At 71.6% G+C, this 16157-nt stretch carries 15 protein-coding genes and 4 pseudogenes; 5 read left to right on the top strand and 14 right to left on the bottom strand.

Translation table 11 applies throughout. From position 1 onward, the window contains the following. Positions 1–116: 116 nt before the first annotated feature. From ACFY3J_RS29500 to ACFY3J_RS29485, 4 genes are read right to left on the bottom strand one after another with little or no spacing between them, the layout of a single operon-like run. Entirely contained in the window at positions 117–1583 is a 1467-nt protein-coding gene (locus ACFY3J_RS29500) for a glycosyltransferase 87 family protein (RefSeq protein ID WP_390842082.1), read from the bottom strand. Then, entirely contained in the window at positions 1580–2452 is an 873-nt protein-coding gene (locus ACFY3J_RS29495; protein ID WP_390842081.1) for a class I SAM-dependent methyltransferase, read from the bottom strand. The genes ACFY3J_RS29500 and ACFY3J_RS29495 overlap by 4 nt, the downstream gene beginning before the upstream one ends. Then, positions 2449–3105, bottom strand: coding sequence for a DUF2064 domain-containing protein (locus tag ACFY3J_RS29490; RefSeq protein ID WP_390842080.1), 657 nt, complete (start codon positions 3103–3105; stop codon positions 2449–2451). The genes ACFY3J_RS29495 and ACFY3J_RS29490 overlap by 4 nt, the downstream gene beginning before the upstream one ends. Then, the gene (locus ACFY3J_RS29485; RefSeq protein ID WP_390842079.1) at positions 3102–3830 is read right to left on the bottom strand and encodes a glycosyltransferase family 2 protein; all 729 of its coding nucleotides are present in this window, start codon (positions 3828–3830) and stop codon (positions 3102–3104) included. The genes ACFY3J_RS29490 and ACFY3J_RS29485 overlap by 4 nt, the downstream gene beginning before the upstream one ends. A gap of 113 nt (positions 3831–3943) precedes the next feature. On the opposite strand from ACFY3J_RS29485, the pseudogene ACFY3J_RS29480 reads away from it, so the two are divergent. Next, positions 3944–4480 (top strand): annotated as a pseudogene (locus ACFY3J_RS29480) (winged helix-turn-helix domain-containing protein); the annotation flags it as partial. Beyond that, positions 4478–4628: pseudogene (locus ACFY3J_RS29475) on the top strand (two-component sensor histidine kinase); the annotation flags it as partial. The pseudogenes ACFY3J_RS29480 and ACFY3J_RS29475, both read left to right, overlap by 3 nt. Positions 4629–4717: 89 nt before the next feature. On the opposite strand, the gene ACFY3J_RS29470 reads toward ACFY3J_RS29475, so the two are convergent. The 8 genes from ACFY3J_RS29470 to ACFY3J_RS29435 form a co-directional block, all read right to left on the bottom strand. Next, positions 4718–5770, bottom strand: coding sequence for an NAD-dependent epimerase/dehydratase family protein (locus tag ACFY3J_RS29470; RefSeq protein ID WP_390842078.1), 1053 nt, complete (start codon positions 5768–5770; stop codon positions 4718–4720). A 285-nt stretch (positions 5771–6055) separates the two neighbouring features. After that, a complete protein-coding gene (locus tag ACFY3J_RS29465; RefSeq protein ID WP_390842077.1) occupies positions 6056–6313 on the bottom strand; it encodes a hypothetical protein in 258 nt (85 codons plus the stop codon). Between the two features lie 58 nt (positions 6314–6371). Further along, on the bottom strand, positions 6372–6782 hold the full coding sequence (locus tag ACFY3J_RS29460) for a hypothetical protein (protein WP_390842076.1): 411 nt from the start codon (positions 6780–6782) through the stop codon (positions 6372–6374). After that, positions 6779–7915 carry a molybdopterin-dependent oxidoreductase gene (locus ACFY3J_RS29455; protein WP_390842075.1) on the bottom strand — a complete coding sequence of 379 codons (1137 nt, stop codon included), beginning with the start codon at positions 7913–7915 and terminating at the stop codon, positions 6779–6781. The genes ACFY3J_RS29460 and ACFY3J_RS29455 overlap by 4 nt, the downstream gene beginning before the upstream one ends. Positions 7916–8289: 374 nt before the next feature. Beyond that, positions 8290–10113 (bottom strand): glycoside hydrolase family 15 protein, encoded by a 1824-nt coding sequence (locus ACFY3J_RS29450; protein ID WP_384185905.1) that lies wholly within the window; start codon positions 10111–10113, stop codon positions 8290–8292. Positions 10114–10392: 279 nt separating this feature from the next. Next, complete coding sequence (locus tag ACFY3J_RS29445) at positions 10393–11073, bottom strand: class I SAM-dependent methyltransferase (RefSeq protein WP_384185903.1); 681 nt, start codon at positions 11071–11073, stop codon at positions 10393–10395. After that, positions 11070–11573 (bottom strand): hypothetical protein, encoded by a 504-nt coding sequence (locus tag ACFY3J_RS29440; protein ID WP_390842074.1) that lies wholly within the window; start codon positions 11571–11573, stop codon positions 11070–11072. The genes ACFY3J_RS29445 and ACFY3J_RS29440 overlap by 4 nt, the downstream gene beginning before the upstream one ends. Before the next feature lie 2 nt (positions 11574–11575). Then, positions 11576–13009, bottom strand: coding sequence for a molybdopterin-dependent oxidoreductase (locus tag ACFY3J_RS29435; protein WP_384185898.1), 1434 nt, complete (start codon positions 13007–13009; stop codon positions 11576–11578). A gap of 205 nt (positions 13010–13214) precedes the next feature. Between ACFY3J_RS29435 and ACFY3J_RS29430 the strand changes: the two genes are divergently transcribed. Then, positions 13215–13655: a GtrA family protein gene (locus ACFY3J_RS29430; RefSeq protein ID WP_384185895.1), complete on the top strand. Its 441-nt coding sequence runs from the start codon at positions 13215–13217 to the stop codon at positions 13653–13655. Between the two features lie 320 nt (positions 13656–13975). On the opposite strand, the gene ACFY3J_RS29425 is transcribed toward ACFY3J_RS29430, so the two are convergent. Continuing rightward, complete coding sequence (locus tag ACFY3J_RS29425; protein WP_390842073.1) at positions 13976–14608, bottom strand: SGNH/GDSL hydrolase family protein; 633 nt, start codon at positions 14606–14608, stop codon at positions 13976–13978. Between ACFY3J_RS29425 and ACFY3J_RS29420 the strand changes: the two are divergent. Continuing rightward, positions 14598–15442, top strand: a pseudogene (locus ACFY3J_RS29420) (alpha-galactosidase); the annotation flags it as partial. The gene ACFY3J_RS29425 and the pseudogene ACFY3J_RS29420 sit on opposite strands and share 11 nt — an antisense overlap. Positions 15443–15460: 18 nt before the next feature. Continuing rightward, the gene (locus ACFY3J_RS29415; RefSeq protein ID WP_390842099.1) at positions 15461–15823 is read left to right on the top strand and encodes a GH36 C-terminal domain-containing protein; all 363 of its coding nucleotides are present in this window, start codon (positions 15461–15463) and stop codon (positions 15821–15823) included. Between the two features lie 15 nt (positions 15824–15838). Here ACFY3J_RS29415 and ACFY3J_RS29410 read toward each other — a convergent pair. After that, positions 15839–15982, bottom strand: a pseudogene (locus tag ACFY3J_RS29410) (IS5/IS1182 family transposase); the annotation flags it as partial. Positions 15983–16157 lie beyond the last annotated feature (175 nt).

Genomic DNA, 16157 nt, shown 5'->3' with positions numbered 1-16157 from the left:
CGGGCCACCAGACCGCGAGAACCCGTGCTCACTGGCCGCCGCACCCATGTGCGGCGCCCGGGCCCGCGGCGGCGGCGAGGGGCTCCGGGCCCCTGGACCGGCGTCCTCGATCCGCGTCAGGTGCGGGGCCGGCACCGGCCGCGGCGTCGGTCCAGAAGGTGCCGTGCCGGAGCGGCGCGCAGGCAGGCCCCGAGCGCGACGCACACGGCGGCCGTGCCGTACGCCCACGCCTGGAGGGGGAAGTCGGGCAGCAGCCGGCCGCCGAGGTAGAGGACGGTGCCGGCGACGGTGACGGTCAGCCACTCCCAGCGGCCGTCGAGGGCGACGAGACCGACGACGATCAGCGAGTACCAGGGGTAGTTGGGTGAGACCAGCAGCAAGGCCGTGCCGGTCAGCAACAGGGCACCGCGCCAGGGGCGAGCCGGGTCGCCGCGCCACCACACATGGAGGGCAGTCAGCGCGAGCAGCACGATGACGGTCACTTCCGCGGCGGTGTCCGGCAGCAGCAGCCGCAGCAGGGCGAAACGGTGCACGTCCCCGGGTTCGTAGCCCTCCTCCTGGAGGTAGCCCGGTAGGTAGCCCAGGACGCCCGCGCCGGAGGCGATGACGTAGGGCAGGTAGGCGAGCACGACTACAGCGAGCACCGCCGACACCAGGCGCAGCACCCGCGCCGGACTGCGCTGCCCGGACAGAGCGCCGGGCAACGTCAGAACAGGCAGCAGTTTCACGGCGATCGCGGCGCCGAGGAGTGCGCCGCGGCGGGCCCCGGCGGTGGCGGTGCCGAGGGCGAGCACGGTGAGCAGGACGCCGAGGGTGTCGATGTGGGCGTTGTTGACCGCTTCGAAGGGGACGGCCGGACACCACCCCCACAGAGCGGTGCGGGCCGGGGCCCGGCGCGGGTCGCCGCGTCGGCGGCCCACGGTGAGCAGGGCGACGGTGGTGCCGAACGCCAGGACGGCGCCGCCTGCTTGGAGTGGCTTGTGGCGGCTGTCGGGTGGTGAGAGGACATGGACGGCGAAGAACCAGCCCTCCGCGACAGGCGGGTAGATGGTGGGGACGGTCGGGCGGTTGATGCGGACGCACAGGCCGCTGTCCGTACGGGTCAGTCCCCAGCCCTGGCAGGAGCCTTTGGTGGGGAACAGCCACTGGTCGCGCAGCTCGGCGAGTTCGGGTGCGGCGGGCGGGTGGGCGTACGGGGAGATCCCGGCGGCCTGGACGCGGCCGTCCCAGGCGTAGCGGTACATGTCGTTGCTGGTGCGGGGTGGTGCGGCGAGCGCGGCCAGCGCCACGGCGGCCGCACCGGCCAGGACCAGTCCCGTCGCGGCTCGCTCCGGGGCCTTGCGCACGGCCCACACCGCGGCGGCGAACAGCGCCCAGGCGACGGCGTATCCGGCCAGAAGGCGGCCGGGGTCGCTCTGGTTGTCGCCCGCCCGAACGGTGTCGAAGACGACGAGGGTGAGTGTGGCCAGAAGAACCGCGGTGACGATGATGCTGATACGGGCCGAGGCGCGGTTCATGGGTGTGGCGGGCTGACCGGGCATCGGCTCGGGAGATTGATGCTGCGAGGCGGCGGTGTCACTCATGGGCGTTCGGGCCTTCCGGTGGCCGTGTCGTGCCCGCCGTGACGCCCCGGCCGCGGGCGGTGCAGTTCCACGAACGGGCGGCCCTCGGCCGTCCACCGGCCCGTCAGGATCCACCCCGCGGCCTCGGCTGCACGCAGCAGGGCGGCGGTGCCGACGCGGGCCCAGGGGAAGGGGCGGCCGTGCCGGCCGTGGGCGTCCTCGACCCGGACGGTGAGGCGCTCGTCCACGTCGTGCGGCACGGCCTCCGCGAGCAGGCGCCCGCCGGGCGGGACCACGGCACGGAGGCGGACCAGGAGGGCGACTGGGTCGCCGCCGATGCCGGCGTTGCCGTCCATCAACAAGACGGTGCCCCAGCGGCCTTCCCCCGGCAGGCGGTCGAACACGGACCGGCGCACGGCGGCACCCCCGCGCTGGCGGGTACGGGCCACGGCGGACGGGCTGACGTCCACGCCGAGCGCCCGCACGCCCCTGGCAGCCAGAGCCGCCACCAGACGTCCCGGCCCGCAGCCGACGTCGAGAACGGGGCCGGTGCAACGGTGCAGAACGCCGGTGTCGGCGGCGTCGGGGGCAGCGCACCAGCGCTCGACGTCCAGCGGCAGCAGTTCCCCTTCTCCTCCGGCGCCGTCCGCATGGGCCGGTGGCGACAGGCGGCGCAGGAAGAGCGGGCCGCGTCCGGTGCGCAGGGCGTCGGCGTAGGGTTCGTCCGTCCACGGCTCGCCCGGTTCCGCTGAACCAGGCCGATCCCCGGGATACGACCGCGCGGGAAGCCGGGCAGGCCACGCCACCACGGTCTGCGGATGCTGTCGGGCCGCGGTCTGCGTCGTCCAGTCGGTGAGGGCAGGGTCCGTACCGCTCGCAGTGCCGCTCACCGACCGGCCTCCGCGAGCGAGTTCACCGTGGCGGCGAAGCGCGAGCCGGGTGGGCAGCAAGCGGCGACCGCGGCGGCGTCGGCGGCGGTGTCCACATCGCGCAGTTTCGGCAGGTCGCTCACGCTCAGCCCCGCCTCGACGAGTCGGCACCGCTGCATCGCCCCGGTGCGGTCGGTGGACATCGGCACGCCCCGCACGAGAGCCGCGGCGTGCGCCGGGACGGCGAAACCCAGCGCCCAGAACCCACCGTCCGCGGCCGGACCGAACCAGGCGTCGTGGCCCTCGCGTCCGATGCCACCGAGAAGTTCCGTGGTCAGTTGGGGGGTGTCCATGCCGACAAGGAGGGCCGGTCCGCGGTCGCAGTGGCCGAAGGCGGCCGCGATCCGCTCGTCCAGGCCGCCGGCCTCTTGGGGTACGACGTCGAAGCCGGGCGGCAACCAGGGACCGGGAGCACCGTCGAGAACGAGGACACGGCGCCGTGCGGGGGCCTCGAGCACCGTGTGCAGGGTGTCGGCGAGGGCGGCCTCGGCCAGAGCGGCCGCCTCCTGGGGCGTGTAGGGCGGGGTGAGCCGCGTCTTGACCCGCCCCGGGACGGGTTCCTTGGCGATGACCAGCAGCGTGGCCGGCCCCGTGACCGGGAGCCGGGCGCTCATCGTCCGGTTCCCCGGGTGGTCACCGCGGACACCGGGTCGGTGGCGGGACGCTCGGCGAGGACGGCTCGCATGTCCCGTACGGCCTGCCAGGTACCGCGCCAGGTGCCGGTGACCTTCGAGCGGCCCGTACGGGGCCGGTACGGCACATCCGTCTCCACCACCCGCCAGCCTGCGTCGGCGGCGCGAACCACCATCTGCAGCGGGTAGCCGGAGCGCCGGTCGGTCAGGCCCAGGGCGAGCAGGGACTCGCGGCGGGCGGCGCGCATCGGGCCCAGGTCGTGCAGCCGCAGTCCGGTGCGCCGGCGGATCAGGCGGGCCAGCTCCACATTGGCCAGACGGGCATGCAGGGGCCAGGCACGGCGCGTGACAGGCCTGCGGCGACCCAGTACGAGGTCTGCGGAACCGTCGAGAACGGGCCCCGCGACGGCGGATAGAAGCGCCGGGTCGAGGGAGGCGTCGCAGTCGCAGAAGCAGACGACGTCGGCCGTGGCGGCGGCGAGGCCGGCGTGGCAGGCGGCGCCGAAGCCGCGGCGCGGTTCGTGGACCACATGCGCCCCGAGGGCGCGGGCAATGTCCGCCGAGCCGTCGGCGGAGCCGTTGTCGACGACGATCGCGCGCCAGTCGGACGGGACGCGGTCCAGGACCCACGGCAGGGCCTCCGCCTCGTCGAGGCAGGGAAGCACCACGTCCACAGGAGCAGGCGAAGAGGGGGATGTCTCGATCACCCCACTCACCCTACGAGGACAGAAGGGGCAAAAGGGATTTGACGATCTTACGGATCGCTGACGTCCACCGACGCCCCCGCCGACGGCCGAAAGCCGGTGCGAGACTCGGTGGCGTGAAACGCGTACTCGTCGTGGACGACGCCCCCACCGTCTCCGAGGTCGTCGCCGGCTACCTGGACCGGGCGGGCTTCGCCGTCGACGCTGCCGGTGACGGACCCGCCGCCGTGGCCCGCTCCGCCGCCCAGCCACCGACCTTGTGGTGCCGGACCTGATGCTGCCCGGCATGGACGGGCTTGAGGTCTGCCGCCGCATCCGCGAGAACGGTCCCGTCCCTGTGATCATGCTGACGGCGCGCCGGACCCCTCGCCCTGGACCCCAACGCTCGCCGCGCCACCCGCCACGGCACCGAACTGCCCCTGATCATCGAAGAGTTCGACCTGCTGGAGTACTTCCCGCGCAAGCCCGGGCAGGCGACGAGCCGAGAGGAGTTGATGCGCCGGGTTTGGGGAGGGGAGTTCGGCGACCAGTACACCATCACCGTCCACGTACGACGCCTGCGGGAGAAGATCGAGGACGACCCGGCACGGCCACGGCTGATCAGCACCGTGTGGGGCGTGGGCCACCGCTTCGACCCTCTCCCGACAGGGCGCGGCACCGGCGCACGAACCCCACCGGCCGGAGCAGGGCGGGGCACCAGCGATCGTGCGCGGCAGCGTCGAGGCCCACCAGCGGCGCACGGTGGTGTGCAACGCCCCCGGCGGCTGCCGCTTCGAGGTCCGCCTGTCCGCCGCTGTCTGAGGAGCCCACGGGAGCAGAACCCGCCCCGCGGGAGAAACGGGGCCGGCCCTTCCGCCTTCGTCGGGGCCGACGCCGGCCGGTGGGAAGCGTCAGCCCGCTCGCAGCGGGGCCGTCGCGAACTCCGTCATTCCGTCCACGAAGGCGACCTGCGGCTTCCAGCCCAGTTCGTCGCGCAGCCTGCGTGACGAGGCGGTGATGTGGCGGACGTCGCCGAGCCGGTACTCGCCCGTGACCACCGGCGCCCGCCCGCCATGCGCCTCGGCCAGGACGGCGGCCGTCTCTCCCACCGTGTGCGGTTCGCCGCTGCCGACGTTGTACGCCCGCGCGGTCCCCTCCGGCAGACCGGACAGGCCGTCCAGGGCCGTGAGGTTGGCACCGGACACGTCCCGTACATGGACGAAGTCCCGCCGCTGGCCGCCGTCTTCGAACACGCGCGGTGCCTCGCCGTGCTCCAGCGCGGACCGGAACAGTGACGCGACGCCCGCGTACGGGGTGTCACGCGGCATCCCGGGCCCGTACACGTTGTGGTAGCGCAGCGCGGCCACCCGCCCGCCGACGGCGCGCGCCCACGCGCAGGCCAGGTGCTCTTGCGCGAGCTTGGTGGCTGCGTAGACGTTGCGTGGATCAAGCGGGGCGTCCTCGGCCACCAGGCCGGGGGCGAGCGGCTCACCGCACCTCGGGCAGGGCGGATCGAAACGGCCCGCTTCGAGATCCGCCACCTTGCGCGGCCCCGGCCGTACGACGCCATGCGACGGGCACTCGTAGCGGCCCTCTCCGTAGACCACCATCGAACTCGCCAGCACCAGACGACGCACCCCGGCCTCGGCCATGCCGGCCAGCACCACCGCGGTGCCCAGGTCGTTGCAGCCCACGTACGCGGGAGCATCGCCGAAGTCCTTGCCGAGCCCGACCATCGCCGCCTGATGGCAGACGACGTCCACACCCTGAAGGGCCTCGGCCACAGCCGCCGCGTCGCGCACGTCCGCGTGCTTCCAGTCCACCCCGTCGGGGATGGGCGGGGACGTGCGGTGCGCGGCGGGCAACAGCGCGTCGAGCACGCGCACGCCGTGCCCGGCGCCGGTAAGGGTGGTGACGACGTGCGAGCCGATGAAGCCCGCGCCTCCGGTGACCAGGATCAACATGCCACCGACCGTACGGCCACGGGCCCTCCCGGCGACCGTACGACGCCGGATCGTCAGGGGTTCGTAAGCCTTCCCGCCGCAGACCGAGCGTCGTCGGGTTGTGAGGCAGCCGGCGCCGGCGGGCCGTAGCCCACGGCGAAGCCGGCATGGTCGACACACCCCGCGGCCAGAAGATGTGGCTGTCGACGAACGACCAGCACGCCGCCGGATCCACGGCGGCACCTGGCAGCACCCGCGGACTGCGCCGCCGCAGAAGAACGGCGCAGGTGGCAAGGGCGGCGACCGTCAGCGCGTACACCCCTGCCCGGCCCAGCTCGTCGCCGCCGCGAACGGTCGCCCCACGACCGCGTGCACATCGCCGCCCGCCACCGTCCCGGCGCAGATGCCCGCCAGCGTGTCCAGCCCGGTGTGACAGGCGGCCCAGCAGAAGCGGCCCGTCCAGGCGAGTACGGTCAGGGCACCTTCGGCGTCGCGGCGCGGCCTGCCCGACAGCGGCACCAGCAGTCCGAGGGCCACGAGCCCGCCAAGCCCGACACCGCTCACTTCCGCAGGTGCGTAAGACACCCGTGGGACGGCCCGACGCCGGAGCATGGAGGCAGACCTAAGAAGGTGGCCGCCGTCGGCTGCGGCGGATTCCCCGCGCGGCCAGCAGGAAGGCCGTGACCGTCGCCACCGCCACCATCGTGATCAGCCAGTTGCGCGGGTAGTCCAGCGGCAGGACCGAGGAGTTGGCGGGCTTCCCCGGGCTGAGGAGCACCGGCAGGGCGACCGCCGTCAGAGCGCCCGCCACCAGCAGTGCCCCGCGGACCGGCCCACGCACACCGCCGTGTACCAGCACCCACCCGATGAACAGCACCAGAGGTGCGATCAGCACGTCGTGCAGCACCACCGCCCCGCCCAGCCAGACCAGGACACCCGGCAGGTCACGCACGTCCAGCAGCAGGGAGGCGCCGACGCCCATCAGCGACAGGCCGATCCCACCCGTGAGGAGCCGCGCCACGCTCGTCCTCATGACAGCACCTCCAGTCGGCCGACCCACTTGGTCTGCAGCACACCAGGCCGGTTCGGAGCGATCAAACGCACCGGGTAGCCGTGGTCGGGGGAGAGTTCCTCGCCGTTGAGGCGCAGAGCGAGCAGGGTCAGCGGGTCGCGGGCGTGCTCGTGCCCCATCTCGGAGACCCGGTATGCGCCCCGACTCTGCAGGGACACCACGCGAACGCGGGCGTGCGGATGGGCGCCGGCAAGCTCGAGGAGGTCGATGACCCGAACGCCCGTCCAGCGGGCGGACTTGCTCCATCCCTCCACGCAGGCGATCGGCAGTTCCACCTCGTGCTGCGGCAGGCCCCGAAGCTCATCCAGAGTCAGCGTGCAGGGCCGCGGTCCGGCGACCGTCAAACGGTAGCGCTCGGCGGGTATCAGGCCGACTCCAGCCGCGGCGGCGGTGCGGTTGACCGGCAGGCCCTGGGGGCCGTGATCCGGATGGCGGGGTGCGAGCAGGACGAGGTCCTTCAGGGGCGTGAAGGACTGGCCCACGGTGGTAACGGTGACGGCACCGACTGCCGCTGCCACCGCAACCAGCAGCGAACGCCGGTCGGGCCCGTCCTCCTCCGGCAGAGCCAGGGTCCCCGGCGATCGCCGGCTCCAGTGGGCCCGGATCTTGGGGGCCTTGACCGCGACGTGCAGCACCAGCACTCCGGTCACCAGCCAGGCCACGGCGTAGTGCACCGGCACGAAGGAGAACGGCCACGGATACCACTGGGCGGTGTTCAGCAATCCCGTGGCCACTTCGAAGACGGCCGCCGCCACCAGCACGGCCGCCGACAACCGCTCCAGGGCGTGCCGCACCGACTGCACCGGCGGCCAGGCGAACAGCCGCGGGTACACCGTCCACAATTTGGCCAGCAGCAGCGGAATCGCCGCGATGCCCGAGGCGACGTGCAGCCCCTGCGTGAGCCGGTAGCCCCACACCGGGCGGCTCGGCAGATCATCGGCCGGCCACCCCGGCGGATGCTGCAGCACATGGCTGATCAGACCGGTGACGAAACACACCACGAAGGCGAGGCCGAGCCACCGCCCGATCGAGGTCGCCGTGCGGGCATCGTGCAACCTGCCCTTGAACGCCGGCGGAAACAATCGCGAACGCATACCCCCATCACAGCTCTCGCAAGGCCGTCGCGGAACGCCCGGACCCCTTACGGAACAGGGACATCCAGGCCTTGGGGCGACCTGCTGTGACGGCCGCCGCTCGCCTGATATGGTCCGGCCCCTGCCGTCGGAGAACGAGGGCGATCGAAACGGCGAGTGCGCGGGCAGCAGGTGGTCGGCTTTGACCGCGAAGCCGCGGGCGCCCAAGGGATGTGCCGGGAGGATGACGAGCATCCGGCCGTCGTCAGCAGCGCGGCTGCGGCAATCGCGTCTGAGACAAGGAATCGACGCATCATGCTGGAGCCGTATGTCAGGCGGACGCCCCTCATCGACCGTACCGGCTTACGGCTTCGGAGCGTACACAGGTGGTTCGCCTACTGGGGCTGCCTTGCTTGTCGCTCGGCATCGCGGATGGCGCGAGCGGCGTTGATGAGTCCGATGTGGCTGAAGGCTTGGGGGAAGTTGCCGAGGGCCTCTGCTGTGGTGGAGTCGGTCTCCTCGGCCAGCAGGCCGAGGTCGTTGGCGTGTGCGAGGGTGGCTTGGAAGACGTGCCGTGCACGGGTGGTCTGGCCGGTGAGGGCGAGGGCTTGGGCAAGCCAGAAGGTGCACAGCAAGAAGGCGCCTTCTTCTTCCTGCAACTCGTCGGTGAGGTAGCGGCGGACCAGGCCGTTGCGGTCGGTCAGTCGGGTGGCTATGGCCAGCACGGTGGACTGTACACGGGGGTCGTGCGGCGGCAAGAAGCCGACGATGGGCAGCATCAGCGCGGAGGCGTCGAGGTCGTCACTGTCGAATGCCTGGGTGAAGGAGCCCAGGCCGGGGTTCCAACCATGCTGTTCGATGGCTTGGCGGATCTGGTCGCGCTCGTGCTCCCAGTGGGGCAGGCGTTCGTCGGCTTGCAGGGCGGGGGCCATGGCGATGGCGCGGTCCAGGGCGACCCAGCACATCAGTTTCGAGTGGAGGAAGTGCCTGCTGGGTCCGCGTCTTTCCCAGATGCCCTGATCCGGTTGGGTCCACCGTCGGGCGGCTGTATCGGCTGCCTGGAGAAGGAAGACGCGGAGGGCCGGAGCAAGGGGCTCACCGGGCGGAAGGGTCTGGTGAGCGGCGTCGAGGAGTTCGCCGTAGACGTCGAGTTGGCGTTGGCGCCAGGCGTCGTTGCCGATCCGAACGGGGCTGCTGTTACGCCAGCCGGTCAGGTGCGGCAGGAGCCGCTCGCTCAGGTCGTGTTCGCCGCCGATGCCGTACATGATCTGCAGGTCGACGCCGCGGTCGAGTTGGGTTGCCCCGGTGCGGGCGAGGAAGTCGAAGAACCGGTTCTTCTCCTTCTCGCAGGCGGCCGTGGCAAGCGCCTGAAGGGTGAAGCTCGCGTCGCGGACCCAGGTGTAGCGGTAATCCCAGTTGCGCATCCCGCCCGTTGTCTCGGGCAGGGAGGTGGTGGCAGCGGCGACGATGGCCCCCGTGGGAGCGAAGGTCAGGGCTCGCAGCACGCGTCCGCTGTGGCCCACCTCGTCCTGCCAGGGGCCGACGTAGCCGCGGTGGAGCTTCGACCAGGAGCGCCAACCTTCGATGGTGTCGGACATGCGGCGCCGGATCCGCCCCGCCCGCCAGCCCACCGGCTCCCTTTCCCACGCCGGCCTGACGTGCAGGGCGAATCCGAGGCGGTGCCCCGCCGAGAGCGGGATTCGGCCGTGTGCTGTGGAGCCGCTCACCCGCAGGTCGACGGGGCTCGACAGCAGCAGAACGTGGGCTCCCCCGTGCGCCGCGATCCCGCCTCGCACGGCTGAGAGCAAGGGGTGGACGAGTCCGAACTCCGGGCGCGGCGCGTAGGCGATCTCGATGTCCACCCGCCCTTCGGTGCAGGTGATCTGACGCAAGAGCGTCCCGGGGGAAGCGGTGCCGAGCGCGTGCCCGCGTTCGCGCCGCCCCAGGGCGAGGGCATCCCGCAGGACCGCCGTACCCCCGGTCGTGCGGAAGACCGTCTCCAGAACAAGGGTGTCCTCGACATAGCGGCGGCTGATGTCGACCGGGCCGGTAGGGCGGATGGACCAGTGGCCGGCGTCCTCGTCGAGGAGTCGAGCGAAGATCGCCGGGCTGTCGAACCGGGGCAGGCACAGCCAGTCCACCGAGCCGTCGGAGGTCACCAGCGCGGCCGAGCGGCAGTCGGACAGCAGAGCGTGGTCACCGATCGGTCGCGCACTCATGTGTCGCAGCCCGTCCACCTTGGGCCGGACGTGGCCCGGCCAGGACGACGTGAGCAGTCGCCTGCGCCGCAGGTCTCTCCGGGTGTCCGACGAGTGTCATTGATCCCAGCCTCCCTGCACAGCGGATTCACCCCTACCCAATCAGCACGATCGGTGGATCGCACGTGCCGGCCCTCGGCGGTTGCCCCGAGCGGGTGGCGCGACGACCTGGTGTCGCACCCCGCGCCTGGCGTCTGGGCGGCGTACGTCGTGTCTCGCCACCGCGTCGTCAGCCCCGCCTCAGTAACGACGTTCCGCGGTCGGGTCCTGGCGGCCGAGGGCGAGGAAGCATCGGTGGCCGCATCTCCACTGGTCGGTGACGCTGAGGGCAAGGTCCTCGGCGACCCTGTGGAGCGCTGGTGCACCCAGACGCGCCCAGGGGAACGGCGGCCCTTCGTGGCCATGGATGTCTTCGAACCGGGCGCTGCAGAGCTCCTCGACATCGTCGGGATCGACCTCGACGAGGAGAACACCCGTCGGGGCGGTGAGCTGGATACAGCGGTACAGCAGGGCATGCGGGTCACCGCCGATTCCGATGTTGGCGTCGATGAGCAGGACGGTGTGCCAGCCTCCCTCGGCCGGTAGCCGGTCGAACACCGATCGGCACAGTGCGATTCCGCCGAGAGCGATGGTGTGGGCCACCGCGCGGGGAGCCACATCGACGCCGAGCGCGAAGACTCCGCGACTCAGGAGTGCCCCGCACAGCCGGCCCGGTCCGCAGCCGACGTCGAGAACGGGGCCGACGCAGCGATTGAGTACGGATTCGTCGGCCGGGGTGGGCTGCGCGTACCAACGATGCACAGGCATCCGGATCCGGTGCCCGTCCCCCAAGCGTAGATACACCGGTCCGTGGCCGGTTCGCAGGGCGAGCGCATAGGGGTCTCCCCCTGCGCAGGGCGAGCCGTCCTCGTCGGTCGTCACGACGCAGCGCCGTGACCTGGTGCAGGTCGTTCCTCGTCGGCGCGGGCGGCCCGTCGGACGCGGCGGAGCTTGAGAGCGAAGGCCACGGCGGAGGCGGCGAAGAGCACGGCAGTGACGGCCAGCCACCGGCCGAGGTAGACGTCCATGGACAACCGGGTGGCACCCGGGTAGGGGGTCGACAGGGCGAAGACGAGGGGGAACCAGACGAGCAGGAGCACACCGGAGAGAAAGGTGGGCACGCGCAGGTAGTTGATCCACGATGGTTGTGGCATGCGGGTGGCGCGATGCCGCAGGACAGCCTGTGTCGACAGATCGGCGAGCGAGTACAGGGGCAGCAGGATGAGGTCGTGGAGGATCGCCGCGCCGACGAACCAGATCGCGACCTCGAGCGGGCGGACGGCGAACAGGCGCACCAGGGCGTAGCCGGTGATTGCGAACGAGGCGATCAGGACGAGCAGATGGAGGGGGCCGGAGCCGTACCAGCGGACGAAGCGTGCCATGGTCACGTCCTGAAGGTGAGCCGGTGCACCCACTTGGTGTTGTTCACGCCGGGGTTGGCCGGGACGATGACGCGGGCCGGGTAGCCGTGGTCGAGTGAGAGGTCCGCGCCGTTGACGTGCAGGGCGAGCAGCGATCGAGGATCGTGGATCTGGTTGCCCCGCAGGACCACCGAGGTGTAGGGGCCCGGTGGTTGGACGGATTGCACCAGGACGCTTCCGGCGTCGGGGAGGCCCGCCAGGGCGGCGAGGTCGGCCAGCCGAAGGCCGCTCCACTGCTGGTTGGCGGTGGACCACCCTTCCACGCAGGCGATCGGCAGCGCGGCGGCATGCTGGGGCATCGCGAGGAGCTGTGCGCGGGTGAAGACGAGCGTCGGACCGGGGCCGTGGATCTCCAGCCGCCAGCCGGGGCCTACGTGCGCGGGGGTGACGCCGACGGAAGCGGCCGTCTTGTTGATCTGGAAGCCGCTCGGGCCGCTGCCCGGAGTACGGTTGTGCGGCGCGAGAAGGGCGGTGCTCCGCAGCCAGCCGCCGATGCTCTGTCCCGCGGTGACCACCAGGAGGAGGAGCGACCCGCCCCCCACCATGGCGAGCGCGCCGCGCCGGGTCATCGTCGGCGGCGCGGGAGCGGTCGCGACCAGGCCGTCGGGGTCGAGGGGCTCGGGCCGTGTGTGGGCGAGGTCGGTGCGCAGTTCGGCTGCCAGGCTGCGGGAGCGCAGGGCGCGGGTCATCCGGCCGAGTCTGAGGCACACGTGGACGACGAAGGCGGCGATGAACACCCAGGCGCCGTAGAAGTGCAGGGTGTAGAAGGAGCCGGGGAAGACGTAGAAGAGCTGGATGTTGAAGATCCCGGTGACGAACTCGAAGATCACCCCGCCGACCAGCATGAGCAGGGACAACCGCTCCAGCCCGTGGGCGACGGAGCGGACCGGCAGCCACTCGAACAGCTTCGGGATCACTGACCACAACTTGGCCAGCAGCACCGGCACGAGGACCACGCCGAGCGTCACGTGCACGCCCTGGGTCAGCCGGTACAGCCAGTACGGTTGGGTGGGCCAGGCGAAGAGGTAGAAGCCCAGCAGGCCCTTGCCCGGGGTCTGGTCGTTGATACGGCCAAGTCCCGGGTTGTAGGCGGCGTAGGAGAGCATCCCAGTGACGAAGAGCAGCGGGATGCCGATCAGCAGCACCAGTCCGAACACGGACGTCAGCCAGGGCCCGCGGAGGGGACTGCGCCAGAAGCCGGGACGGAACGGCCCCGGGGGCGGAGGAGTCTGCTCGACCCGCCGCCCGAGGGCCCGGGTACGAGCGGCCCACTTGGCGGCCCGCGCCGCCGCGGCAGTGCGAGCGCGCTCAAGGCGCCTCTGCGTGTGCCCCTTGTCCGAACTCGGGTGCTGCGGCCCGCCGGAGCCCGGGGCCGGCGGCCGTCCGCCGCTGTCCATCGGCTACCTCCTCTGCCCCGGGCCGACTCCCAGAACGGGGATCGCCCCCGCGCCGTCGTTGCCTGTCAGGCCTCCGCTACAAACTTCCACAGATCGGATCGGCTTTCCGTGTCTGTCGTGCATGCGGGTGTCCGTCGCCACCTGAACGGTCGCACCGGCGCTCCGCACGGCTCGACGGGTCGCACGATGGCCTCATGATGGTGGGGTGCGACGCCTCAGCGCACGGCGCGGCGCCGCCGCCCGGCTTGGCCGCACCGCGCTGACCAGGGAAGTGATCTGGTTCGTCGTGATCGGCGTCGCCTCCACGGTGGCCCAGGCCTTGCTGTACTGGGTTCTGCGCCACTGGTCTCCGCCCATCCTGGCCAATTTCGCCTCCCTCCTTGTCGTCACCGTCCTCAACACGGAGGCCAACCGCCGGCTGACCTTTCGCGGGTCCGCGGTCCGGGTCCTCCGGGCGCATCTGGCCGCCGGTGGCCTGTTCGCCCTGGCGTACCTGGTCACCTCAGGAGCTGTGCTGCTCTTCCGCCACTACCGGCCCACCGCCTCACCAGCAGCGGAGACCCTGGTGCTCGCACCGAGCTTCGCCCTGGTGACCGTGGTGCGCTTCACCGTCCTGCGGATGGTCGTCTTCGGACGACGCCGATGACCCCCTCGCTCCCGGTGCGGCCGACAGGCCTGCCCTCACGCGCCGCCCCGCCGCCACCCGCCCGCGCCCGGACCTCCCACCGGGGGTCCGGGCCCGTGGCGTGACCGGCGCTGCCCTTGCCGAAAACTCATCCGCCCTGGTGGTAGCCGGTGTGGGGGATGTCGACCGCGGTCGCTCGCGCCGGCATCCTCACGTGGCTGTCGATCACCGCGGCATGATGATCGACCGTGCTGCTACGACTTGCCTACCTGGGCGTGACGAACGCGAGCCGTTCCGAGCTCGTGGGCGCCACCTCGGAGGGAGGCCGGTGCCTGCGTGTGTCAAGTGCGCAGTAGCCGCAGGTCGATGGCGTCGGCCATCGTCTTCATGCCCGCGTCGTTGGGGTGGATGTGGTCACCTGAGTCGTAGGCGGGTTCGAGGGCGGCCGGGTTCGCGGGGTCGCGCATGGTCCGGTCGAAGTCGATGACGCCGTCGAAGGCGCCGCCGGTGCGGATCCACTGGTTGACGTTCTGGCGGATCGCCTCGGCGGCAGGCGTGAAGTACCCGTTGCCCTCGTCGGGCATCAGGGTTGCACCGACGACGTTGACGTGGGCGGCATGAGCCTCGTCGATCAGGGTGCGGTAGCCGTTGATGAGGTCCTGGGCGGTCAGTGGCCGGCCGTCGGGGCCGGCGTTGTTGCCGATGTCGTTGATGCCTTCGAAGAGGATCACGTCCTTGACGCCTGGCTGGCCGAGGGCGTCGTGCCCGAAGCGCTTGAGGGCGCTGACCCCCTGCCACAGGTTGGGGACGTCGGTGAGGACCCGGTTGCCACCGATGCCGGCGTCGACGACACTCAGCTTCCGCGGGCCGCGGTAGGCGCCCAGCCGGCGTCCGAGGAATTCCGGCCACCGGGTGTAGGTGCCTGTGGAGGAGTGGTAGCCGTTCCCGGAGGAAACCCGCCCCGTGCTGTTCAACTCCTGGGAGGCCACCGGCTTCGATGTCGACGAGGCCAGTCAGAAGGCGCTGGCGGCCCAGGCAGCGAAGCTGGGCGTGGAGCTCTACGTCGTCGACGACGGCTGGTTCCGAGGCCGCCGCGACGACACCGCCGGTCTCGGCGACTGGGCACCGGACTCCAAGCGGCTCCCGCGGGGGCTGGGGCCGCTGGTCGAGGAGGTCCACCGGCTCGGGATGCAGTTCGGCCTGTGGGTGGAACCCGAGATGGTCAACCCGGACAGCGACCTCTACCGCGCGCACTCCGACTGGGTGTTGCACTTCCCGCACCGCACCCGCACGGAACTGCGCAACCAACTGGTGCTCAACTTCGCGCGTGACGACATCGCCGAGTGGGCGTACGGATGCTGACCCGGTTGGTGGCGGACAACGGAATCGACTTCCTCAAGTGGGACATGAACCGCGCCTTCAGCGAGGCCGGCTGGCCCGCCCGTGAAGACGGCCAAGACCTCCTGTGGACGCGGTACGTACACAACCTCTACGGCGTCGTCGACCGCCTGCGTGCGGACCACCCCGGGCTGCGGATCGAAACGTGCAGCGGTGGCGGCGGCCGCGTCGACCTCGGCATCCTCTCCCGTACGGACCAGGCGTGGCCGTCCGACAACACCGACGCGGTGGACCGGGTCTCCATCCAGCACGGCTTCAGCCAGATCTACCCGGCACGGGTGATGGCGGCCTGGGTGACGGATGTGCCCAACCAGCTCACCGGCCGCTCGGTGCCGCTGCGTTACCGCTTCCATGTCGCGATGGCGGGGATCCTGGCGGTAGGCGGCGCACACTGGACACCCGCGGAAATCGCCCAAGGCGCGGAGCTGGTGGCGCAGTACAAGAAGGTCCGTCACATCGTGCAGCAAGGCACCCAGCACCGGCTGCGCGGCCCCGTCGACGACGGTCCGACCGCGGTGCAGTACACCACCCCGGACCGCCGGGAGGTCTTCGTGCTGGTGTGGCAGCGGGCACCCCGCCACGGCACGCCGCGTCCCGTCCTCAGGCTCGCCGGCCTGGATCCCGCCGCGCGCTACCGGGACGCCGCTACCGGCGCCGTGCACCACGCGTCCGTACTGACCGGATACGGGATCACGTCCGAACTGCCGGTCGGCGACTGGTCCAGTACCTCCCTGCACTTGATCAGGGTGGACGACGTGGCGGCCGACGGCACCGGCCCCTGGACGTCATGAGTCTCTGTCAGGACTGATTCCGTAACCATCCGTCATGCCGAAGCGTTTCAGGCCCTTGGCGATGGAGCCGTCGACGGCGATCTGGTCGAGCACGAGCCCGACGATCCGGTCGTGGGATTCCAGCGCGATCTGCTTGAGCCGGGCGAAGATGCCGAGCCTGGGGGCGGCGGCGTGGGTCTGCCGCCGCCCAGCGGTTCATCGCTACCTTCGCCGCCAGGATGCAGGACGGCATTCGGCAGTGGACACTCGCGTTCGGCCGGTGTGCCGGGACTGCCCCGCCGCGGAAAGTGCCCTACCTCCCGGACCGGACGGAACCCGGGGCCGTACCGGGCTT

The organism is Streptomyces sp. NPDC001231 (assembly GCF_042896885.1).
Classification (GTDB): Bacteria; Actinomycetota; Actinomycetes; order Streptomycetales; family Streptomycetaceae; genus Streptomyces.
This window is presented reverse-complemented; position numbering and strand designations above follow the sequence as displayed.

Bases quoted from the DNA above. Each gene is read 5' to 3' on its own strand.
- ACFY3J_RS29460 (WP_390842076.1), bottom strand. From the start codon at position 6,782: ATGAGGACGAGCGTGGCGCGGCTCCTCACGGGTGGGATCGGCCTGTCG.
- ACFY3J_RS29455 (WP_390842075.1), bottom strand. From the start codon at position 7,915: ATGCGTTCGCGATTGTTTCCGCCGGCGTTCAAGGGCAGGTTGCACGAT.
- ACFY3J_RS29490 (WP_390842080.1), bottom strand. From the start codon at position 3,105: ATGAGCGCCCGGCTCCCGGTCACGGGGCCGGCCACGCTGCTGGTCATC.
- ACFY3J_RS29440 (WP_390842074.1), bottom strand. From the start codon at position 11,573: ATGGCACGCTTCGTCCGCTGGTACGGCTCCGGCCCCCTCCATCTGCTC.
- ACFY3J_RS29435 (WP_384185898.1), bottom strand. From the start codon at position 13,009: ATGGACAGCGGCGGACGGCCGCCGGCCCCGGGCTCCGGCGGGCCGCAG.
- ACFY3J_RS29470 (WP_390842078.1), bottom strand. From the start codon at position 5,770: ATGTTGATCCTGGTCACCGGAGGCGCGGGCTTCATCGGCTCGCACGTC.
- ACFY3J_RS29500 (WP_390842082.1), bottom strand. From the start codon at position 1,583: ATGAGTGACACCGCCGCCTCGCAGCATCAATCTCCCGAGCCGATGCCC.
- ACFY3J_RS29450 (WP_384185905.1), bottom strand. From the start codon at position 10,113: ATGAGTGCGCGACCGATCGGTGACCACGCTCTGCTGTCCGACTGCCGC.